Origin of the sequence: Propionicimonas sp. (assembly GCF_034927565.1) — a bacterium.
Taxonomy (GTDB): Bacteria; Actinomycetota; Actinomycetes; order Propionibacteriales; family Propionibacteriaceae; genus Propionicimonas.
Genome location: NZ_JAYFPT010000026.1, coordinates 22227 through 43590 on the forward strand (window position 1 = coordinate 22227; position 21364 = coordinate 43590).

The 21364-nt window shown below is 70.7% G+C and carries 22 protein-coding genes; 6 read left to right on the forward strand and 16 right to left on the reverse strand.

What is annotated here, in order from left to right; genetic code table 11:
- Positions 1–25: 25 nt before the first annotated feature.
- The 14 genes from VB080_RS05925 to VB080_RS05990 all read right to left on the reverse strand — a co-directional run bounded on the left by VB080_RS05925 (position 26) and on the right by VB080_RS05990 (position 13502).
- A complete protein-coding gene (locus VB080_RS05925) occupies positions 26–712 on the reverse strand; it encodes a hypothetical protein (protein ID WP_323417514.1) in 687 nt (228 codons plus the stop codon).
- A gap of 26 nt (positions 713–738) precedes the next feature.
- On the reverse strand, positions 739–2277 hold the full coding sequence (locus tag VB080_RS05930; protein ID WP_323417515.1) for an SGNH/GDSL hydrolase family protein: 1539 nt from the start codon (positions 2275–2277) through the stop codon (positions 739–741).
- Positions 2278–2281: 4 nt separating this feature from the next.
- Positions 2282–2965 carry a pilus assembly protein TadG-related protein gene (locus VB080_RS05935; protein WP_323417516.1) on the reverse strand — a complete coding sequence of 228 codons (684 nt, stop codon included), beginning with the start codon at positions 2963–2965 and terminating at the stop codon, positions 2282–2284.
- The gene (locus VB080_RS05940; protein ID WP_323417517.1) at positions 2962–4506 is read right to left on the reverse strand and encodes an OmpA family protein; all 1545 of its coding nucleotides are present in this window, start codon (positions 4504–4506) and stop codon (positions 2962–2964) included. The genes VB080_RS05935 and VB080_RS05940 overlap by 4 nt, the downstream gene beginning before the upstream one ends.
- A 100-nt stretch (positions 4507–4606) precedes the next feature.
- The gene (locus tag VB080_RS05945) at positions 4607–4828 is read right to left on the reverse strand and encodes a hypothetical protein (protein WP_323417518.1); all 222 of its coding nucleotides are present in this window, start codon (positions 4826–4828) and stop codon (positions 4607–4609) included.
- Positions 4829–4960: 132 nt separating this feature from the next.
- On the reverse strand, positions 4961–5575 hold the full coding sequence (locus VB080_RS05950) for a response regulator transcription factor (RefSeq protein WP_323417519.1): 615 nt from the start codon (positions 5573–5575) through the stop codon (positions 4961–4963).
- Positions 5572–6762: a sensor histidine kinase gene (locus VB080_RS05955; RefSeq protein WP_323417520.1), complete on the reverse strand. Its 1191-nt coding sequence runs from the start codon at positions 6760–6762 to the stop codon at positions 5572–5574. The genes VB080_RS05950 and VB080_RS05955 overlap by 4 nt, the downstream gene beginning before the upstream one ends.
- The gene (locus VB080_RS05960) at positions 6759–7655 is read right to left on the reverse strand and encodes a type II secretion system F family protein (RefSeq protein ID WP_323417521.1); all 897 of its coding nucleotides are present in this window, start codon (positions 7653–7655) and stop codon (positions 6759–6761) included. The genes VB080_RS05955 and VB080_RS05960 overlap by 4 nt, the downstream gene beginning before the upstream one ends.
- The gene (locus VB080_RS05965) at positions 7652–8584 is read right to left on the reverse strand and encodes a type II secretion system F family protein (protein ID WP_323417522.1); all 933 of its coding nucleotides are present in this window, start codon (positions 8582–8584) and stop codon (positions 7652–7654) included. The genes VB080_RS05960 and VB080_RS05965 overlap by 4 nt, the downstream gene beginning before the upstream one ends.
- Positions 8572–9888: a CpaF family protein gene (locus tag VB080_RS05970; protein ID WP_323417523.1), complete on the reverse strand. Its 1317-nt coding sequence runs from the start codon at positions 9886–9888 to the stop codon at positions 8572–8574. Before VB080_RS05970 ends, VB080_RS05965 begins: the two co-directional genes overlap by 13 nt.
- Complete coding sequence (locus tag VB080_RS05975) at positions 9879–10247, reverse strand: hypothetical protein (protein WP_323417524.1); 369 nt, start codon at positions 10245–10247, stop codon at positions 9879–9881. The genes VB080_RS05970 and VB080_RS05975 overlap by 10 nt, the downstream gene beginning before the upstream one ends.
- The gene (locus VB080_RS05980; RefSeq protein ID WP_323417525.1) at positions 10244–11809 is read right to left on the reverse strand and encodes an AAA family ATPase; all 1566 of its coding nucleotides are present in this window, start codon (positions 11807–11809) and stop codon (positions 10244–10246) included. Before VB080_RS05980 ends, VB080_RS05975 begins: the two co-directional genes overlap by 4 nt.
- Positions 11809–12513, reverse strand: a complete 705-nt coding sequence (gene cpaB, locus VB080_RS05985) for a Flp pilus assembly protein CpaB (RefSeq protein WP_323417526.1) — start codon at positions 12511–12513, stop codon at positions 11809–11811. The genes VB080_RS05980 and cpaB overlap by 1 nt, the downstream gene beginning before the upstream one ends.
- Positions 12510–13502 (reverse strand): hypothetical protein, encoded by a 993-nt coding sequence (locus VB080_RS05990; protein ID WP_323417527.1) that lies wholly within the window; start codon positions 13500–13502, stop codon positions 12510–12512. The genes cpaB and VB080_RS05990 overlap by 4 nt, the downstream gene beginning before the upstream one ends.
- Before the next feature lie 381 nt (positions 13503–13883).
- Between VB080_RS05990 and VB080_RS05995 the strand changes: the two genes are divergently transcribed.
- The 3 genes from VB080_RS05995 (at position 13884) to VB080_RS06005 (ending at position 15844) form a co-directional block, all read left to right on the forward strand.
- Positions 13884–14849 carry an acetylxylan esterase gene (locus VB080_RS05995; protein WP_323417528.1) on the forward strand — a complete coding sequence of 322 codons (966 nt, stop codon included), beginning with the start codon at positions 13884–13886 and terminating at the stop codon, positions 14847–14849.
- A gap of 147 nt (positions 14850–14996) precedes the next feature.
- Positions 14997–15647 (forward strand): DsbA family oxidoreductase, encoded by a 651-nt coding sequence (locus VB080_RS06000; RefSeq protein WP_323417529.1) that lies wholly within the window; start codon positions 14997–14999, stop codon positions 15645–15647.
- On the forward strand, positions 15644–15844 hold the full coding sequence (locus tag VB080_RS06005; RefSeq protein ID WP_323417530.1) for a hypothetical protein: 201 nt from the start codon (positions 15644–15646) through the stop codon (positions 15842–15844). The genes VB080_RS06000 and VB080_RS06005 overlap by 4 nt, the downstream gene beginning before the upstream one ends.
- Positions 15845–16054: 210 nt before the next feature.
- Here VB080_RS06005 and VB080_RS06010 read toward each other — a convergent pair whose 3' ends face one another.
- Positions 16055–16276, reverse strand: a complete 222-nt coding sequence (locus VB080_RS06010) for a hypothetical protein (protein WP_323417531.1) — start codon at positions 16274–16276, stop codon at positions 16055–16057.
- A gap of 331 nt (positions 16277–16607) precedes the next feature.
- Here VB080_RS06010 and VB080_RS06015 point away from each other — a divergent pair, with 331 nt between their 5' ends.
- Positions 16608–17780: a cytochrome P450 gene (locus VB080_RS06015; protein WP_323417532.1), complete on the forward strand. Its 1173-nt coding sequence runs from the start codon at positions 16608–16610 to the stop codon at positions 17778–17780.
- An 89-nt stretch (positions 17781–17869) separates the two neighbouring features.
- The gene (locus VB080_RS06020) at positions 17870–19285 is read left to right on the forward strand and encodes an NAD(P)/FAD-dependent oxidoreductase (RefSeq protein WP_323417533.1); all 1416 of its coding nucleotides are present in this window, start codon (positions 17870–17872) and stop codon (positions 19283–19285) included.
- A 125-nt stretch (positions 19286–19410) separates the two neighbouring features.
- Here VB080_RS06020 and VB080_RS06025 read toward each other — a convergent pair whose 3' ends face one another.
- Positions 19411–19938: a TetR/AcrR family transcriptional regulator gene (locus VB080_RS06025; protein ID WP_323417534.1), complete on the reverse strand. Its 528-nt coding sequence runs from the start codon at positions 19936–19938 to the stop codon at positions 19411–19413.
- Positions 19939–20125: 187 nt separating this feature from the next.
- Here VB080_RS06025 and VB080_RS06030 point away from each other — a divergent pair, with 187 nt between their 5' ends.
- Positions 20126–21226, forward strand: a complete 1101-nt coding sequence (locus VB080_RS06030) for a hypothetical protein (protein WP_323417535.1) — start codon at positions 20126–20128, stop codon at positions 21224–21226.
- Positions 21227–21364 lie beyond the last annotated feature (138 nt).

Here is a 21364-nt window from a genome sequence, read left to right on the forward strand (position 1 = left end):
CTCCCGTCCGGTTCAGGACTCGACGTCAGGATTCGAAGGTGTAGGTCTGCTGGTCGAACTCGACCGTGGTGGTCAGCATGGTCTCGGCGTCGGCGTGGGCGGCGAGCCGGGGGACGAAGAGGTAGTCAGTACCGAAGCTGAGCGGCAGCACGGCGCCGAGCGCGCAGGACTCGCCCGGCTGGAGCGGGAACGGGTAGTGCTCGCGGGTCTCGTCGCTGTAGTTGTGGTACCAGATGCCGTGGTCGCGGGCCTGCTGGTCGGTGGCCGGCGCCACCCCGACCACGCCCTGTTTGACCAGCTTCGCGGCGGGCGTCGCCCACAGGTCGGGTTCGTCGATGCTGATGTAGCGGACCTCGTCGCTGGTGTTGGTGGCGACCAGGTTCACGAAGGCGAGCGGGTCGCCTTTGCGGACCAGGGGCTGGTTGGTCGTGGCCTCGCCGACGGACGAATCCTGGCTGGCCTCGCCGCGTCCCATGTCATAGGCGGTGACCGTCCAGCCGTCCTTGCTGGTGGTCCACATCTCCACTCCGGTGGAGATCGGCCGTGCCCAGGGTGCGGTGCGGAGGTCGGGAGAGGTGGTCGGGCCGGCGGTCGTGACGGGCGGCGTCGGCTCGACTGTCGGGGTGGACGGCGACGGCGTGCAGCTGGCCAGCAGCACCAGGCCGAGGGCCGCTGTCAGCCCCCCGGTGGATCGCCGGATCCATGCCCGCATCGGTTCTCTGTTCACCTGTGCCCCCGTCACTTGTACCCCAGCAGGAACTGAGCGATGTAGTCGGCGTAGGCCTGGTTCCCGTCACCATTGGGATGGTACACAGGGACCAGATCCACCCAGTCGCCGCCGGGTGCGATGCCGGTGGTGGTCAGGTTGATCCCGTTGATGTACGGATCGTCGTCGTAGACGCTGTGGCCGTTGAACGGCGAGTCGAACCGGGACGGGTCGACGTACACCAGCCGGGAGCCGTACTGCGGGTTCTCGGCGATGAAGTCGGTGACCGCCTGGTTGGTGGTCTGGTTCAGATTCAGGATCAGCCGGGCGGCATCGCCGACATTGCCCTGGTCGATCTTCAACAGGCCGCCGGCGTCATCGTCGGCCTCCACCACCGGCGGATAGCCGATCACGTAGATCGTCGCGTTCGGGGAGGCATCGAGCGCGGCCTGGTAGGTCTGCTTCAGCTTGTCCGCCAGGCCGTTGTTGATCGCATCGTTCCCGTCGGACAGAGCGGTCTCGCAGTCCGCGGCACTCCCGATGACGCAACTCTGGACGATCGGGGCGAAGTCGATGTCGTTGCCCCCGACGGTCACCGTCACGATGTCGGCGTTCGCGAGGCGGTCGGCGTTGTCCTCGATCTGGGTCAGCACGCTGGGAGAGCCGCCGGAGCCGTCCACGGTGGCCCCGCTGCAGGCGGCGAAGTCTGCGGTGCCCATCGACAGGTTGGGGGTGCCACTGGAGGATTCGTAGCCGTTGCCGAGCAGCCGCGGCCAGGCGGTCTTGCCGCGGAAGCAGTCGTCCTCGTTCCAGGCGTCCAGCCACCAGTCACGCTGCCGGCGCTCGGACTCGTCGAAGCCGCCGTCGCTGCCCCAGGCGAAGCCCTCGATGCCGAGGATCTTCCCCTCGAAGAGCACACCCGGCCCGGCCGAGTAGGAGTCGCCCAGGGCGACGTAGTTCTGCTGGCCGCCCGGCTGGGTGAACGGGATCGTGATCGTGGTGCCATCGTCGGCGGTCAGGGTGATGGTGCCGTCGCGGGCCTCGCCGGGATTGGCGTGGACGGTCACCCGCACCACATCGGAGTCGGTGCCCGAGCTGTCCGGCGGCGGGATGGCTGCCCAGGGGGTGTCGGAGGACACCGACCAGGTGGTACCGGGTGGGGCGTCGACTTCGATGGTCAGCTCGTCGGTGCCGGAGTCCACCGGGTCGGACACCACGGTGGCAGTGAACCCGCCGGTGGTGGCGCCGTCGGAGCTGGACGAGGGGACCTCGCAGACCCGGACTGCCGAACCGCTGACGAGGTCGACCGCGCGGGCGGCCTGGCAGCCGAGCAGCTGTCCCACGCCCGGGACGAACGAGACGGCCGCCGCCCCGACGCCGATCACGACCACCGTCACCGCGGCGGTGATCCCGAGGTAGCCGACGGTCGCCTGGCCGCGGTCGGACGCCAGGCGACCCCGGCGACGGCTGGTGGGGACCGGGGAGGCTGGAGTGGCGTGGAGGGCCGGTGTGGCGTGGCTGATGGCGGGGCCGGGCGCCGGTGTCCGGGCCAGTACGTGGGTGTCGGTCATGATCTCAGGCCACCAGTCGAACATCGGTGCGGAACCGGCTGAAGGAGAGCCGTGGGGTGGGGGTTGGAGTGGGGGTGGGTTCTGCGGCATCGTCCTCGTCCTCGTCCTCGGGCGGTGCGGGGGGCGGCGGCGGGTTCAGGTATTCCTCGATGTCGTCCCAGCCCGTGCAGCTACTGCCCAGCAGCAGCCCGAGCCGGCTGCCGCGGAAGCACACCCCGCCGGAGACCTCGACCACGGCGGTGGCGGAGGACTCCAGCCGGATCGCCGTGTCGTTGGCGGGGCGCAGGCTGCGGGTGCGGACCGAGAACTCGACTCCCCGGCCGGTCAGGCGGGTGCTGAGACTCAGCAGCGTGGCGTCGTTGGCGCCGGCCAGGTCGCGGGCGCGGCGCTGGATGCGCGACGCATCGAGGGTGGCAGCGTCGGCGGTGAGCAGGGGCTGGAGCCGGTCGAGGGTCCGGTCGGGGGCGAGCCCGTCCGCGCCGCTCAGCACGTCGTCGACATAGCTGCGCCACTGTTCGGCGGCGGCCAGCGAGGCCGCGTCGGCCGCCGTGCTGGTGCGGGTGCGCCGGGACAGGCCGTCGCTGAGCATGGTGACGAACAGCAGCGCGACGGCGACCAGGGCCGGAATGGCGATGATCAGGACGGTGGAGGCCATCCCGCGTTCGCCGGCGCGCTGGTCGCGGCTCATTTCACCGTCACCTCCACCCGCCGGTTCAGCGCCCGGGCCTGCTTCAGGTCGGCGCCCGACAGCCCTGTCTCCTTGATCTTGGGGTCGGATTCGCCACGGCCCTGCGTGGTGAAGGTCCAGCCACTGCCGAGCCGGCTGGCCAGGGCGTCGCGCACTGACCTCGCCCGGCGCTTGGACAGGTCGAGGTTGTAGGAGGCGGTGCCGGTGGAATCGGTGTGGCCGACCACCGCGACGGTGCGGCCGTCCTGGTCGCGCAGCACGTCGGCGGCCTTGTCCAGCACCTGGTTCGCCTTGGCGGTGAGCTTGTCGGAGTTGGTGGCGAACAGCACCGAGGTGTCCAGCTCGACCACCTCGCCGCCGCTGACCACGGCGCCGGGGGAGGAGAACCGGGTCTGGTACTCGACCAGGCCGGTGGTGGCCCGGGCCCGGGTGCCGGTGATGCCGGCAGCGCTCAGCATCCAGCCCGCGGTCGGGGCGATGAACAGCCCACCGGTGCCCGGATCGGGCAGGTCGATCTCGCCGTCGATCGCCGAGCCCACGTCATAGACGTTCTTCAACTCGGTGCACGACAGGCAGTTCCAGTCCTGGTCGACCCCCGGCCAGCCGCCCTCGACACCGGTGTCGGACAGCGACAGCAGGTTCCGGAAGACGTAGTAGTTGCCGATCTTCACCTTCCAGGGACTGAACCCCTCCAGCTTGTGGATGCTGCGGTCCCGGACGCCGTCCTGGGCCAGTGCGCGCTCGACGGCGAACCGCACCCGGACCGTGCCGGCCGAGGCGAGGGTGGCATCGACCAGCCGGAGCTGGTAGCCGCCGGTGAGCGGGGTGACCGTCCGCTGCGGCGGGGCGGGGGCGAGCGGGATGTCGGTGAACGCGCCGACGTCGTCCAGGGTGAGGGTGACCGCCTGAGCGCCCTCGGGGATGGTCATCACCACGTAGACCGGGAGGTCGCCGAGCCCGCGGTACAGGTCGTTCGACATGGTGCACAGACAGTGGTTGGTCGTCGTCCGCACCGGCAGGTAGGTGTTGTCGTCCCCGTCGACGGTCAGCTTCACGTCCGAGAACTCGTCGAACAGGGCCGCGTAGCCGCCGTTGGCGGGGTCGTTGGCGTGGAAGTTCTGGCTGCTGCCCGGGGCAGTCCAGACGCCCAGCCCGTGCTGGCCCCTGGCCTGGTCGGCATTGAGCCGGATCTCGACCAGCGCCCGCTCGCCGTCCAGCCGGTAGACCCCCATCAGGTCCACCCGCCAGCCCTCGCGGGACCGTTTGTTCGAGGCGGACGGGGCCTTGCCCACCAGCGAGCCCAGTGGTTCGCCCCAGGATGCGGGGGTGGCGGTGGCCGGCAGCGAGTAGCGCTCGCCGAGGGGTGGCAGCGACATCGTCGGGCTGGCGGACGCCGGGGACTCCGGCGGCGTGGCAGGGCCCCCCGCGCCGGGCGAGCTCTGCCCGGACGCGGAGGGTGAGGGGGTGGGTGATGGCTGCTGGCCGGACGGGGTGCACCCGGCGAGCGCCAGCGCGATCATCACCACTGCCAGCCGCCTCATCTGCTTCCCCTTCCGGAACTCCGCTGGTTCGTGACCTGGCCTGGACGCCGGTGCGGCCCGCCCGGTGGGGTGGACCGCACCGCGCCTGCCGGGCGGAGGCCTACGACCCGGACGCCTTGGCGATCGCGCCCTTGATGGCGTCGCCGATCGCATTCATGATGTCCGCGGCGAACCCGGTCGCGGCTGCCGCGACCGCGAGGACGATCGCCGCCACGATGAAGATGATGCCCACGTACTCGACGGTGCCCTGGCCGCGCTCCTCGCGGGCCCGGGTCGTGATCGCGGTGATCGCCTTGACGTACAGCTGGAGTGCGGTGCTCATGGTGTTTCCCTTCCTGGCCGTCCCCGGTGGGGGTCGCTGTGACAGGAACAACGCTAGGCAGGGGCGGCGCGCCGTCCCAGAGACCAAAGACCCACCTGGGGGCCCAAATTCGGTGCATCGCAGGACCCACTCTCATCTCTGGAGCCAGACCACGATCGCCTCGGCGCGGCTGGTCACGGCCAGCTTGGGATAGATCCGGTTGAGATGGTTCTTGACCGTCTTCTCCGACAGGTAGAGCCGCCCGGCGATCTGGGCGTTGCTCAGGCCCTCGGCCAGGGCGTCCATCAGTTCGCCCTCCCGGGCGGTCAGCCCGAACCGCCCGGCGCCGGTCTCGGGGCCGGGCCGGGCGCCGGTCTCGGCCAGCGCCACGGCGGCCGGCGGGGAGAGCACGATCCCGCCCGCGCTGCAGGTGCGCAGCGCAGCCGCCACCTCGGCCTCGCCGAACTCGCCGTGCACCAGATAGCCCCGGGCCCCCAGGGCGAGCGCCTGGCGAATGGTCTCGGGCTCCTCGGAGCTGGTGAGCATCACCACCGGGGTGTCGCCAAGTTCCCGCAGCGTGCCCAGACCGTCCAGCACCGGCATCCGGACGTCGAGGAAGATCAGGTCGAACCGGGCCCCGGTGGCCGCGGCGAGCGCCTGGCGTCCGTCGGCCGCCTCGACCACCTCGGTCACCTCGGGCAGGTCGGTCAGCATCGCGCGCAGCCCCAGCCGGACGATCGGGTTGTCGTCCACCACCAGCACCTTCATGTCCTGCTCCCCGGTCTCGTCGCGGCGGCCAGCGGGCAGCTGACCTCGACGGTGGTCCCGTCCGGTCCCGACTCCACCCGGCAGGAGCCGCCGATCCGCTCCATCCGCTCATGCACCCCCACCAGCCCGAAATGCCCGGCGCGCTGCAGCTGTGGCAGGTCCAGCTCGCCGAGACCGACACCCTGGTCGCGGACCCACAGCCGGGCTGCCCGGTCGTGGTGCTCCAGCCGGACCTCCGCCGTCGAGCTCCCGCTGTGCCGCCGGACGTTCTCCAGCAGTTCGCCCAGGGTGCGCACCACCTCGTGCTGCACCGCGACGCCGACCACCACCGGCTCGTCCGGGTAGTGCTGGGTGAGCGCGATCTGGGGGTGCGCGGCCGACCACTGCCGGACCTGCTCCCGGCAGGGAGCCACCAGGTCGCCCGGCGGCACCTCCCGCAACTCCAGCAGCAGCTCGCGCGACTCCCGGCGAGCGGTGTCCAGGGCATGGGTGAGTTCGCGGGCGCGGATCACCTGGGGAAGGCCCTCGCCGGCCAGTTGCCGGGTCAGCGACTCGGCCAGCAGGTGAGCGCCGTGGAGGGTCTTGCTCATCCCGTCGTGCAGGTCCTGGGCGAGCCGCAACCGCTCCTGGCTGGAGGCCTCGGCCAGTTCGGCGAACCGGCGTTGTTCGACCAGTTCGACCCGGGCGAACAGCATCCGCCGCAGGTAGAGGCCGGCCACGCCACAGCTGCCCAGCATCACCACCACGCTGAGCACCCAGAACGAGCCGATCGCCCCGGCGCCGCCCAGGACGGGCACCTGTCCGGCGATCACCAGGCCGACCACCGCGGCGAAAGAACCCAGCGAGATCACCATCGGGCGCACCCCACCGCCGCAGGACAACAGCGCGAGGGTGGCCGCCAGGTAGGCCGCCCCGATCCCGGAGTCGCCGTAGGAGACGAACAGCAGGATCGCCACCGCCGACTCCACCGCGGGCAGCGCCCAGGCCTGGATCAGCCGTGCGCCCAACGGCTCCCAGTGCCGCAGCAGCAGCCAGGACAGCGGGAGCGTCGCCAGCAGCGCGGCAACGGTGAAGCCGGTGATCGCCATCTGGGGTAGCGCAATCAGCATCAGCAGGACGCAGAGCAGCCGGATGTCGCACAGCACCTTGACGGCGGTGGCGATCTCCCGGACGTGCTCGGCGGTCATCCCAGCACACCCAGGATGTCGGAGTTCGCCAGCAGCAGCGAGGCCATGATCAGCAGCAGCGCGCCCGGCAGGATCACCAGGGTGACGATCAGGCTCACCTTGGGCGAGGTCTTGGCAGCGTCCCGGCGGGCCTGCTGGGAGGCCTCACGCCGGATGTCCGAGGCGATATCGCCCAGCGCTCCGGCCAGCGGGGAGCCGAGTTCCTCGGCGTGCAGCATCGCGGTCACCCAGGAGCCGATCGCCGGGCTGTCGTTGCGGGTGCGCAGCGCGGTGAGCGCGGCCCGGCGGGGGACGCCCAGCCGCAGGTCCTCCAGCACCCGCCGGATCTCGGTGCTCAGCGGGCGGTCGTCGGCCTCCACCACCCGCTCCATCGCGCTCTGCAGCGACAGCCCCGCCGAGACCGTGACCGCCAGCACGTCGAGGAAGTCGGGGAGTTCGCGGGAGATGACCGCCTGGCGCCGGTTGGCCACCCCGCGCAGCCACAACGGCAGCATCAGTGCGAAACCCGCCACCATCAGCGCAGCGATCAGCGGCTGGCCGGACAGCAGCAGGATGCCACCGGCGAATCCGCCGATCGCGATCATCCCTGCCTGGCGCTGGACGAAGCCACGCGCGGACAGTCCCTCCGGCCGGCCCGCCCGGTCGAGCCGGCGGTCGAGTTCGGCCAGTCGCCGGGGCCCGTACAGCGCCAGCAGGTTGCGCTGGAACCGAACCCCGAGGAAGTCGCTGGCCCGTACCAGCGGTCCGGGACGGGCGGGCGCGGCGGCACCGCGAGCCGGCAGGGCGAGCTGGTCCTCCACCTCTTCCAGCCCGGTGGAACGGCTCATCCGCCAGCCGGCGATGGCCAGCAGGAAGAGGGTGGCGGAGGCCACGGCCAGGACGAGGGGGATCACGATGCGCCCTCGATCCGGGTGATCCGGCGGATCAGCAGGTGGCCCAGGACGAAGAGCGCTCCGGAGACCACCAGGACGATCTGGCCGGGCAGGGTCTGGATCAGCTTGTCGAGCGCACCGGGCATGATCAGGTTCATCATCAGCACCGAGCCCAGGGCGATGAGGACCACCAGCCAGCCGACGAACACCGCCCCGGTCACGGCGGTCTTCAACTCCCGGTTCAGTTCGCGCCGCTCCTCCAGGGTCTCCGCGATGCTGCTCAGCGCCGAGATCAGCGCGCCACCGGCGCGGCTCTGCACCACGATCGTCTTCACCAGGACCGACAACTCGGGCGACGGCAGCCGCTGGGCGAGGTCCCGCAGGGCATCCTCCAGCGGGGTGCCCAGGCCGAGCCGGCGGGCCACCTCGGCGAACTCCTCCGAGGCCGGTGCCTCCAGTTCACGGACGACGAGGTCGATCCCGCTGCGCAGCGCCAGCCCGGCGCCCGCGGCATTGCCGAGCACCCGTGCCAGCTCCGGCAGTTGCGCCACGAAGCGCTCGGCGCGTTTGCGCTGCTGGTGTTCCAGCCAGCGTTCGGCAAGGACGCCGACCCCGATCATCAGCACGATCGCTCCGACGTAGCCGACCAGGGGCTGGCTGACCAGGCCGACCAGCAGGGCACCGGCCACCACCAGGGTGAGGAAGTCGGCCGGGCCGAGGCTGAGGCTGGCACCGGCGAGCCGGAGGTCGAGCCGGCGTCCGGCGGCGGTGGCACGGACCGCCTGGTTGGCCCGGCGCCGCGCCCGGGCGGCCAGGCCCTGATGCCGGTCGCCGGTGGAGGCGAGCACGATCTCCTGGTTGCGGCTGAACGCGCCGTACAGTGCCGCGAAGGCGACCAGGCCGAGCACCAGTACCACCGCGGTGAACCCGAGGACGATCAGGGGTGCCATCGCTGGCCTCCGGTGACGAAGACCGCGGGGACGCTCTCCCCGGCGGCCTCCAGGCGGGTCACCAGCTCGGTGGGGAGCGGGGCGGGGACGAACTGGCCGGTGACCGGCTGGGCGCGGACCAGTGGGTCGTTGACGAACTCCAGGAACGGCCAGGTGGTGTAGGCCTCGCGCCGGGTGGAGGTGAGCGCGGCGATCTCCACCACCTTGCGGCTGCCGTCCGGGAACCGGTTCAGCTGCACGACGATGTCGATCGCGCTGTTGATCTGGTCCCGCAGCACGTCGACCGGGAGCTCCAGCTCGCTCATCGAGGCCAGCGTCTCCAGCCGCATCAGGGCGTCGGTGGCCGAGTTGGCGTGGACGGTGGCCAGCGAACCGGCATGGCCGGTGTTCATCGCCTGCAGCATGTCCAGGGTCTCACCGCCACGGACCTCGCCGACCACGATCCGGTCCGGGCGCATCCGCAGGCTGTTGCGGACCAGGTCGCGAATCGAGATCTCGCCGCGCCCCTCGACGTTCGCCGGCCGCGCCTCCAGCCGCACCACGTGCGGCTGCTGCAGTGAGAGCTCGGCCACGTCCTCGACGGTGATGATCCGCTCGTCCGCCGGAATCATCGCCGACAGCGCATTGAGCAGGGTGGTCTTGCCGGTGCCGGTGCCGCCGGAGACCAGGATGTTGAGCTCGGCCCGCACGCAGGCGTTCAGCAGCAGCACGGCCTCGGCCGACAGGCTGCCGCGCTCCACCAGCTCGCTCAGCGTGAACGACCGGGGAAAGCGCCGGATGGTGACGATCGCACCGTCCACGGCCAGCGGCGGGATGATCACGTTCACCCGCTCGCCGGACTCCAGCCGGACGTCCACCATCGGGCTGGACTCGTCCACCCGGCGGTTGGCGCGCGAGACGATCCGGTCGATGGTCTGCATCAGCTGGGCGTCGGAGGAGAAGGCGACCGGGCTGCGCTCCAGGACACCGCGCCGCTCGACGTAGACGGTGTGCGGGCCATTGACCATGATCTCGGTGACTGCCGGGTCGGCCAGCAGCGGTTCCAGGACACCCAGTCCGAGGGCCTCGTCGACCACCCGTTTGATGAAGGCGCCGCGCTCCCGGTGGGTCATCACCGGGCCTTCGACGCTGAGCAGGTCGCCCAGCCGGCGCTCCAGCCGCACCCGACGCTGGGAGTCGCTCAGGTCGCGCAACTCCTCGCGGTCGAGTTCGTCGACCAGCCGGGTCAGGTAGGCGCCGACCAGGTCGGTGTTGTCCCCGTCCGGTGCGGCCTGGGCCTGGGCGAGCCGGTCCCTCAGCGGCATGACGCCATCCTCGGCATCTCGGCGTCACGCACCACCTCGAACTCGGCCAGGCTCAGGCTGCCGACTCTGAAGCGCATCCCGGCGTGGACGCGGGCCAGGACGTCGTCGCCGCTGGAGGGGGTCTCCACCGCGCGCAGGACGGCGAAGTCGGGCAGGGCCCGCTGGGCGGCGTCCCACGGCGACACCGCCGAACAGCTGTCGGCGGCCGCTCGCGCGGCGTCCTTGGCGGCGACGTCCACCGCCCCCAGGCCGGAGGCGAAGACCAGCCCCTGCACGATCACCACGGTGGCGAAGACCAGGGCGGGGATCGCCACCACGGTCTCGATCAGGATCGAGCCACGTTCGTCGCGGCGCCTCATGAGTCGTCCTCGGGGAGATAGGCGGCCCGGGCGGACGCGGCCTGCAATCCGTCCGGCAGCCAGCCGAAGACCTTGGGGACGCCGACATCGACGGTCACGACGCGGGCGCCGGCGTCCACCCGGGTGTTCGCGCTGAACTCCAGGCCGAGCATCGCGTGCTGGCTGACCTGGTCGATCTCGGCCAGCGACCGGCCCACGCTGGCCTCGCGGGCGGCCTCGTTGGCGGCGTTCCCGGCGACGATGTAGCCCAGCCCGAGGACCAGGCCCTGGATGCAGATGAAGAAGGTGATCATGAACAGCAGGACGAACACCGGCAGTTCCACCGCCGAACTTCCGCTCTCCTCCACCAGCACCCGGGAGCCGGCCCGGGACCGCTTCCGGCGGCTGGCCGGGCCACGACCGGCGGAGGTGGCCTGCCGGAGGGCAGGGGCGTCGGTGCCGCAACCGGCCAGGATGGCGCCGGCCGCCTGCATCCCGGTGGCCGGACGCTCGCCGGTGAGCGTGCCGGTGTTGACCGGCCCCTCGAATTCCGCCGGCGCGGACGCCACCGCGGTCAGCAGCGGGAGCTTCACCAGCCGGGCGACCAGGTCGGGCTGGATCTCCCGCTGCTTCGATGACTGGTTGACCACCAGCCGGGCCCGGTCGGTGGTGCGGACGCCGAGCCGTTCCCAGGCCTCCAGCGAGCGACGCGCCGCGCGGATGCTGATCAGCTCACAGTTGGCCACCAGCAGCACCTCGTCGGCGACTTCCAGCGCGACCGCGCGCGGGTCGTCCAGCACCGAACCGGTGTCGACCACCACCAGGGAGAAGTTCCGGCGCAGCTCGTGCAGGATCTGGCGCACCGCCTGGGCGGTCACCTCCTCCGACTGCTCCACCCGGTCCGGTGCTGCCAGCAGCGCGAAGCCGGCGGGGACGTCGACCACCACCTCGCGGATGCCGCGGATGGTGAGGTCGCCGGCCAGGCCGGCCAGGTCGGCCACGCTGCGCCGCGGGCTCACCCCGCACAGGAAGGCCAGGTCGCCGGCCCGCAGGTCGAGGTCGACCAGGCAGACGGTCTGGCCCTCACCCGCTGCCCGGGTGGCCAGCAGGGCCGCCAGCACGGAGACCCCGACCCCGCCCTTGGCGCCGGCCAGGGCGAGAATCCGTCCCCGTCCACCGGCGGTCAGTTCGCCGGTCAGGTGCTGGCGCAGCGACCGGCTCCAGGCGACGGCGGTGTCGAGTTGGGCCTGCACCTCCTGCAGTGACAGCGGGAGCGTGAGCATGCCGCGGGCGCCGGAGGCGACCACCGCGGCGAGGGTGACACCCTGGCCCCCGATCACCAAGGTGGCGATCAGCGGTGCGCTCAGGCCGAGTTCGTGGACGACCTCCAGCGCGGGGGTGTCGGCCAGGCCCGCGTCCACGACGATCACGTCGAGTTCGGGGGTCTCCTGGACCAGGGTGCGCAGGTCCGGCATGGTCCCGGCGATGCCTGCCAGGGTGACCTCGGGGGCCTCGGCGATCACCGTCGCGAACGACGACCGGATCTCGCGGCTGGCGCTGACCAGCGCCACTGACATCGCCATCAGCGGTGACCCTCCTCGTAGACCGTCTGCCCGGACGGGATCGCGGACTCGTCGTTGCGGGCCCGCAGTGCCAGCCGCACCTTGACCGCGAAGCTCTCCGCGCTGGCCAGCCGCAGCGAGTCGGCGATCGGCAGCGCGAAGGTCACCGGGATCGCCTGGCCTTCGGAGAAGCCGCCACCGGAGTTCGCGCGTTCGACGTCCTGGACGACGCCAACCTCGATCACGATCGCGTTCTGCACCACATAGGACGCCACCGGCGGCCGGGTCTGGTCGGCCGCGGCGAAGGTGGCGATGATGTCCACCCGGTCACCGGTGCGGATCTTGCCGCCGACGCCGGTCTCGGCGTCCACCAGGATCGCGGTCTCCCGGTAGCCCTTCGCGATCCCGGGACGGGTGGTGAACATCGACCGGTCGGCGTAGCTGCCAGCGACAAGATCGGCCACCGGCACCAGCCCGACCACTTCCCCCGGGTCGCGCACCGCCGACGGGGAGAGCCACTTCTCCGGCACCCGGGTGAGGGTCAGCATGCCGGCGTCGACCGGCTGGTAGGCCTTCACATCGACGGAGAGCGTGACCACCGACACCTGGTTCCCCACGTTCGCGTTCACGCTGGCCACGTAGCTGAGCACCGAGGCGAAGACCGCGAGGGCTCCGACCACCGCGATCACCATCAGCAGCACGCCTCGGCGCTGACGCGGGTTCATGCGACGACTCCCTCTTTCGATGCAGTGGCTTTTGATGCAGTGACTCTTGATGCAGCGGCTTTCGATGCAGCGGCTTTCGATACCGTGGCGGTTTCCAGCTCGGCGGCTGGTCCGGGTTCGGCGGCGTCGGGTTCGGTGACGACCGGGGTCACCACCGAGCAGAACGGGCAGACCGGCTGGATGGTTCGCCGGCCGCAGTTGCGGCAGGCCGTCCAGGACGCGTCGTCCAGCCGGCAGGCGATCCGGACGGGATCCTCGGCCAGCCAGGTCACTTCCAGCACGCGCCTCGCCCCCCACCGGTCGTCGGCCGGGGCTTCGGTGGGGTCCAGCTGCCGGGCGCGTTCCGGCAGCGAGCTGGTGTACGGCGCCGGCCCGTCCCGGTTGTCCCAGACCGGTTCGGCGACAGCTCCGGCGGCGGCCATCATGGCCGCCTGCCAGGCCAGCAGTGCCGACCGTCCCGAGACCACGGTCTGCCCGGGGCCGGCCAGGAAGCAACTGCCGGGGAACCAGCTGCGAACGTGCTGGGTCAGCGTCGGCGCGGGGCTGGTGAGCCGGGCGACGGAGTCCAGGACGGCCACCGTCCGGGTCTTGGCGGCGATCCGTTCGATCAGGACGGGCACCAGGTCGGGGTGGACGCCGGCCGCCACCGCCACCGTGGCGTTGTGGACTGCTGCCACCGCCGTCGTCGGCAGGTCCAGGGCGACGATCGCGATCGCATGGTGCCGGGCGAGCGAGCGGACCTCGCGGGCCCGCGCCAGCGGACGTCCGCCAGGGCCGCTGCGAACCAGCAGGACGACCTGCGCGGGCTCGCCGGCGGGGTCGCGGGACGCCTCGATGGCCGCCAGCAGCGTGGGCAGGGTCTCGGTCCCGCAGCGCGGGCCGTCCAGCCCGACGCCCAGCAGGAAGGGTGCCGCGGCGGACCGCGGGGCGAAGGCAACAGCGGGACGATGAGACATGTCTGTTCTGGGGGTGTAGGCAAGTTCCGTCACCGAGATAGTAGGCCGCCGGGGCTCACTGTTTCACTGGTCCATCTCGGGGGTGGTGACCCTCAGCAGCCGGCGACGCCGGATGAAGCCGGGTCGGCCGCCCGGTGCGGTGGCCTCCGCGGTGCACCGAAACCGTGCCCGGCTAGGCAACCAGCCGCCGCTCCATCCGGGTTGCGGGCCGCGGAACCGTCCCGTGGCCCACCGGGGAGGCGGAACCGTCCCCCTTTCACCCCCGTCCAGGTGGCGGGACGCGGCACCGCGCCCTGCCCCGGCGGCATCCTGCCCCGGCGGCATTTGGGCCAGCGCCGGCTGTCGGTTCTTGCGTCCATCCGGTGATTCGGAGGCTGCCGGCGCGCTACGTTGTGGCGCGTTGAAAGGACACCGATGCCCCGTTTCGATCTCTCGCCTGCCGAACTGCGCAACTACCGGCCCGAGGTGGCCGAACCCGCCGACTTCGACGAGTTCTGGGCGATGACCCTGGCCGAACACCGCCCGGCGGCCGATCCCGTCCTGACCCCGGTGGCTGCGGGGCTCAGCCTGGTGGACGTCTACGACGTGACCTTTGCCGGCTTCGAGGGGCATCCGATCAAGGCCTGGCTGCTGCTGCCCAAGGACGTCTCGACGCCGCTTGCCGGGGTGGTCGAGTACGTCGGCTACGGCGGCGGCCGGGGGCTGCCGCACGAGCGGCTGGCCTGGGTGAATGCCGGCTACGCCTACCTGCTGATGGACACCCGCGGTCAGGGCAGTGTGTGGGGGAGCGGGGGCGACACCCCCGACCCGGTGGGAGCTGCGCCGTCCGCCCCCGGGTTCATGACCCGCGGGATCGAGAGCCCGGAGACCTACTACTACCGCCGGGTGTTCACCGACGCCGTCGCGGCCGTCGAGGTGATGCGCGGTCTGCCGCAGGTGGATCCGGAGAAGGTGGCGGTGACCGGGGGGAGCCAGGGCGGCGGGATCACCATCGCCGTGGCCGGCCTGGTCGGCGGGCTGGTGGCAGCCATGCCCGACGTGCCCTTCCTGTGCCACTACGAGCGGGCGGTCGGGCTCACCGACCGCGACCCGTACAACGAGATCGTCCGCTACCTGGCGGTGCACCGTGGTGCGGAGCAGGGCGTGTTCCAGACCCTGTCCTACTTCGACGGGGTGAACTTCGCCAGGCGTGCGACCGCGCCGGCGCTGTTCTCGGTGGGCCACCTCGACCTCACCTGCCCGCCGTCCACCGTGTTCGCTGCCTACCACCACTGGGCTGGTGCACCGTCGGAGATCGTCGAGTACTCCTACAACGACCACGAGGGTGGCGGTCAGCTGCACTGGGTGAAGCAGGCCGGGTGGCTGGGTGCGCGGGTCTGAGGCCGCCTGATTCGACCGGGACGGTGCCGTCCGACCGGACGGTGCCGTCGAACCGGCGTTGCACGGTGGTCTGGGAGGCCGCCGCGGCGGTGCCGCAGGTCCCGGCCCGGGCGGAATACCCGGCCCGGCTCCCGCCTTGAGTACTGCATGAGCGAACCGGTGAAGGTCGATATCTGGTCGGACGTGCAGTGCCCCTGGTGCTACATCGGCAAGCGGAAGTTCGAGGCCGCCGTGGCCGGCTTCGACGGCGAGGTGGAGGTGGAGTACCACTCCTTCGAGTTGTCGCCAGACACTCCGGTCGACTACGACGGGACGCCTGTGCAGTACCTGGCCGAGCGCAAGGGGTTGCCGACCGAACAGGTCGAGCAGATGATCGGCCGCGTGACGCAGATTGCTGCCGCTGTTGGCCTCGACTACGACTACGACACCATGCACCAGACCAACACGGTCAAGGCCCATGAACTGCTGCACTACGCCAAGGCGCACGGCCGGCAGGCCGCGATGAAAGAGGCGCTGCTGAAGGCCTACTTCATCGATGGCGGGCACGTCGGCAGGCTGGACGACTTGGCCGATCTCGCTGCCAGCCTCGGCTTCGACCGGGCGGACGTGCTGCAGGCGCTGGAGTCCGGGCAGTACGCCGACGCAGTGAAGGCGGACGTGGCGCAGGCCCGTGCCTACGGGATCAACGGGGTGCCGTTCTACGTCTTCGAGGGGAAGTACGGGGTCTCCGGGGCGCAGGAGACCGCCACCTTCGCGCAGGTGCTGCAGCAGGTGGCCGACGAGAAGGCCGCGGCATGACCGCGCCGTCCGTCCGGCCGGAGGCACCGCAGGCCGAGGCTGCTGGTGGGGCGGGAACCCTGGCCGGGAGCCCGACAGCTGGTCAGGCCGCGCCGGCCGCGCCGGGCCTCACCCTGATCGGCGGCGGGGGCGCGGTGTGCGAGGGGGACGTCTGCCTGCTGCCGTCCGCCAGCGGGCAGGCACCAACCGACCGGTGACGGCGACCCCGGTCAGTGCGCTCGCCCGGCGGCGTGGACGAGGATGGCACCGGCCGCGGTGAGTTCGCGCGAGACCGGATCGCTCGCGGGGACGTCGGTGACGATGCCGGTGACCGCGTCCAGTGGCAGGACGGTGTAGCGCGAGGCCGCTCCGACCTTCTCACGCGCTCGACGAGATTCCGGGCATGGCGGCGCTGGCGACTGATCCCGCTAGTGGTGGTGGCCTTCTTCCTTCTTGCGCTTCTTGCGCTTCTTGCGCTTCTTGGCCCAGTCGCGGACCTTGTCCTCGTCCCACATGGGCGTGCGCTTGTCGGGCCACTGGTCCTTGGGCGCGTGGAATTCCTTACCGTTCTTGCGTTCCTTGGACATCGACGAACGGAACTGCTCGGTGGGCAGGCCGGCAATCTCGGCGGCCTGCGATGTCGTCAACACAGACCGCAGACTACCGGGGAATCAGGGACCGGTCAGGTTCAGCGAGGCTGTGGACCGAGGACGGCCAGCACCGTGAGGTCGCGGTGGGGTCGATGGTCACCGGCCAGCCCCGCGCTGAGGAGCCAGACGATGCCTCGAATCGCTCGTCGTGCTGTGTACATCTCAGGCACCTCCTTCGTATCCCCTGCCTGATGTCCACCACGTTAGCATCGCTAGGGATGCCAGGCAAGCAACTCTAGCGATGCTAACGCGATAACTGCCTGTCACCGGCTGGATTTGTCCCGGTTCGGCCGTCCCGTTCGGGCCGGGAGACGGGTCGTATTCTCGTGACATGACGGACCTTTTCGGTGCGGTAGAGGCCGACCCCCATTCCGAGGCAGGGACGCGACCGGATCTGCGGGTGATGCTGGACGCCCAGCGCCAGACCTGTCCGGTCTTCCATGAGCCGGACGGGACGGTGACGCTGCTGGCCCATGGCGATGTCCGCGCCGCCGCGCTGGACCCGGCGACCTTTTCCAGCGCGGTCTCCGCCCACCGTGCGCTGCCCAACAGCCTGGACGGTGAGGAGCACCGGGTCTACCGCCGTCTGATTGACGCCTATCTGACTGACGACGAGGTACGCGCCCAGGAGCCCCAGTGCCGCTCCCACGCTGCCGCGATCGTCCGTGGGCTGCCGCGCGGGGCGACCGTCCGCACCGTCCTGGACATCGGCACCCCCTACGCCGTGCGGGTGCAGAGCAGCTGGTTGGGCTGGCCGGCGGCGATCGAGGACGAACTGGTGGACTGGATGGCCGACAACCGTGAGGCGACCCGCTCGGGCGACCGCCGCCGGACCGCCGAGGTTGCCGAGCGCTTCGACCTGATCATCAGCCGGTTGCTGGACGCGCGCCGGGACGGCGGGGTGGACGACGCCACCTCCCGCTTGATGGCCGATCGGGTTGACGGCCGCCGGTTGGAGCATGCCGAGATCGTGTCGATCCTGCGCAACTGGACGGCAGGCGACCTGGGCTCGCTCGCCGCGTCGGTCGGGGTGATCGTGCACCACCTGGCCACCGATGTCGCGCTCCAGGCGCACCTGAGGCAGCTGGTCGCGGCCAACCGGACAGAAGATTTCGAGGATGCGATGGAGGAGATCCTGCGGATCGACGATCCCTTCGTCTCCAATCGCCGGGTGACCACGCGCGACACGGTGGTCGGTGGTGAACCGATCCCGGCCGGTACCCGGGTCGCGCTCAACTGGACGGCGGCCAACCGCGACCCGGCAGCCTTCGGTGACCCGGACGCCTTCGACCCCGCGCAGCATGCCGATGCCAGCCTCGTCTTCGGCATCGGCCCCCATCGGTGTCCGGGTCGGGCACTGACCCTGATGGAGTTGCGCGTGATCATCTGGGAACTGCTGGCCAGGACCACGCGGATCGCGATGTCGCCGGAGCGTGGGCCGGTGCGCGAACTGCCACCGGTGAGCGGGTGGGCAAAGGTGCCGATCGTGCTCGATCCGGTCTAGATCTAGAGCGGCGGCATGCGCGTCCGGGACCTCGGCACGGGCCGGGTCTCCGGGGTTTTACGGCGGGCACTGCTGGGAAAGAATGCGGTATGGGACATGTCGAGAACGCACAGCACGACTACGACCTGATCGTCCTCGGCGCCGGCCCCGTGGGGGAGAACGTCGCCGACTACGCGACCAAGGGCGGCGTCCGGGTGGCCATCGTCGAGTCCGAACTCGTCGGCGGCGAGTGCTCGTACTGGGCCTGCATGCCGTCCAAGGCGTTGCTGCGCAGCGGCCACGCGGTTCGCGCGGCACGCCGGCTGCCGGGTGCCCGCCAGGCCGTCACGGGAGCGATCGACAGCGCCGCCGTCCTCGAGCGGCGGACGGAGTTCACCAGCGGGTGGAAGGACGAGGGCCAGGTCGCCTGGCTGGACTCCGCCGGTATTGACCTGATCCGCGGGCACGGCCGGCTGGCCGGCCCGGGCCGGGTTCAGGTAGCCGAGCGCAGCTACTCCGCCGGCGCCGTCGCGCTGGCCACCGGCTCGGTCCCGGTGTTGCCCGACATCGCCGGCCTTGCGGAAGCCCGGCCGTGGGGAACCCGGGAGGCGACATCCGCCGACCACATCCCGCGCCGGCTGATCGTGATCGGTGGCGGCGTGGCGGGAACGGAACTGGCCTTCGCCTACTCCAGTCTGGGTGCTCGGGTGACCCTGCTGTCGCGCAGGGCCCTGTTCCATCGCGAGGAGCCCTTCGTGGGTGAACTCCTCGCTGCGGCGCTGGTCGGGGAGGGGGTCGAGGTGAGGATCGGGGCGGCCCCGGTCCGCGTCGACCGTGATGCGGACGGGCTCGTCACCGTCGTCCTGGATGACGGCGACGAACTCACCGCCGAAGAACTCCTGGTCGCCACCGGACGTCGGCCGAATACCGACGACCTCGGACTGGACACGGTCGGGCTCGGCCCGCAGCTCAAGGTCGACGACACGATGCTGGTCGACGGCACCGACTGGCTGTACGCCGTGGGGGATGTCAACGGCCGGGCGCTGCTGACCCACCAGGGCAAGTACCAGGCACGCGCCGCCGGGGAGGCGATCGCAGCCCGGTTGACCGGTGCTCCCAGCTCCGTGGAACGTTGGGGCCGCCAGGTCGCAACCGCCGACCATGTCGCGGTGCCGCAGGTCGTGTTCTCCGATCCCGAGGTCGCCAGCGTCGGCCTCACCGAGGCACGCGCACGTGAGGCGGGACGCAACGTCCGCGCCGTCGAGTATGACCTCGCCCAGGTGGCCGGGGCCAGCCTGCACGCCGACGGCTACACCGGCCGGGCCAAGCTGGTCATCGACCAGGACCGGCAGGTGATCATCGGTGCCACCTTCGTCGGTCAGGACGTCGCCGATCTCCTGCACTCGGCAACCGTGGCGATCGTCGGCGAGGTCACCATCGACCGGCTCTGGCACGCCGTCCCCGCCTACCCGACGATCAGCGAGGTCTGGCTCAGGCTCCTGGAGACCTACGGCCGATCCTCCTGAGGGGCTGTCGACGCCCGGTGCCGCCGTCGCGAAGCGTCAGCACGCAGAAGCCGATGCCTGGTTCTTTGTCATGGGTGCCGCACGCCCTGCTGCGTGGAACTCGCCGGGCGGACGCCTCGCTGACCTCATTCGTGTGACACGTCTGCGGAATGCGCCTGGTACAAGGGGAGAGCGATGTTGTCGACCAGTTCGTCGATCATCTGATCTGTGATCGTCAGGTCAAGCGCTTGTGAGCGCAGCAGCCAGACGGGGGCAGTGAGGACCATCGACGGGATGCCGCCCGGACCAAGCTCGCCGCGCTGCCTGGCGGCGTCGACGATGGCTTCCAGGTCCAGCTGGACGGAGTGCCGGGAGGGGCTCAGCAAGGTGCGCAAGGCGGTGTTGTCGGCGTCGCCGAGCAGTTCGCGGCTGACATCCGGACCGAAGTGCCGGCCCAACTCCCCGATCCGGCCCAGAAATGCGCGCAGGTCGTCTCGCAGCGGCCCGGCCGTCCGCAGTTCGTTCAGCACCAGGCTCTCCGACAGGGCGTCAACGACGAGGCGGGCGCGGGTGGGGAATCGACGGTAGAGCACGGCCCTGCTCGTCCCTGCTCGCTCCGCCACGTTGGCGAAGGTGACACCCGAGTAGCCGTGAGCGCGAAGCTCGACAAGCACGGCTTCGCGGATGGCTGCTTCGAGGACCCTGCCGCGGCGCCGGGTCGCTTTGGGCCTGGCTTCCCCTTCTGGCGTTGTCACATGCCTCCCGATTTCCGGCTCGCAGTCTATCGGCAAAGGCTGGAACGGCTGATAAGATACGTCTGTACCTTATAGCTGGAACACGCCACACGAACAGGAGGAGCAGATGTCGCTCAAAGCAGGGCTCGCCGCCGTATCCGCCGATCAGGGCCTCACGGTTTCCGCTGACACCGTGCATGGTCTGGCTGACGATGCCCGCCTCGATCAGTGGGAACTGGAGGCCAGCCGCCGTGCCCTGGGGAACCTGCGCACGCTGCTGTACGGGCAGCCCATGCTGGATCTGCTGAAAGATCAGCTTGATGCCCATGACGAGGAGTTCCGGGGCTACGTCGCCGCCTCGAACGACGAGTGGTCGGAATGCCACGTGGTGTTGCGGGCCGACGGCATCACGCTGGACGAGGCGCTCCCGGTCATCGCCGAGAGCATGGCCGCCATGGGTGCGTCCGGCGCGACCGGATTCGAAGCCAAGCGGGACGCGGTCGAATCGGTGATCTTCCCGATTCACCCCGAGCACTACTCGGTGTTGGAGGAGGTCGGCGGCGTGGAGACCATGGGCGGGACACCCTTCCGGACCCGGCTGTTCCGGTGTGCGCCCCAGGACGCTCCGGACTGGCTGACGTCGCGGATGGACGAATCGTACGACATGTCGAACGTGGGCCGATCGACCTTGATCGACGGCACACCGCACACCTGGGTGATGCAGCAGTTCAAGGACACCGACACCGGTGTCGAGTTCGACCTGCACGTCTGGTACCCCAAGGCATGCCCGCCTCAGTATGTCGAGGAGCACGGGCAGCACTTCCCGATCGAGGTCCGCGGGTTGCTGCGCATCGCCGCGGCGAAGATCGCGGAGCGCCGAGCCTCCGGCGAGGACCCCGCAGCGGGGGACGGGGTCGCGATCCGCGCCCCGGCGCTCACCGAGGACCCCAGCGGCACCTGGCTCCTGCAGGGATCCGTTGGGGGAAGCAACCGTGAAATGGAGCTCAACCTCACCGTCGACGGCGCCACTGCCTTAGGCACGCTGAGCGCGGACGGCAAGGTGATTCCCATTGAGGGCGGCACCATCTCCGGCAGCCAGGTGATCTTCACGATCAAGCTGGGGATGAAGATGACCCTCACGCTGGAGTTCGACGGCGACACCGCAACCGGAACGATGAAGCCGGGCTTCCTGCCGGCAACCCCGTTGAACGGCACCCGGGTGGCCTGAGGGCGCATGCGCCGGGATGCGCTGCGTGCCAGGTACCCATTCGTCCGCGCGACGATCGCGACCCGGAGGCCAGCGAACTCTTTCAGAGAGACGTCGTCGCGGGTGTGCCGTTGACGGCCGGTGAATGTTTCCTGTCGC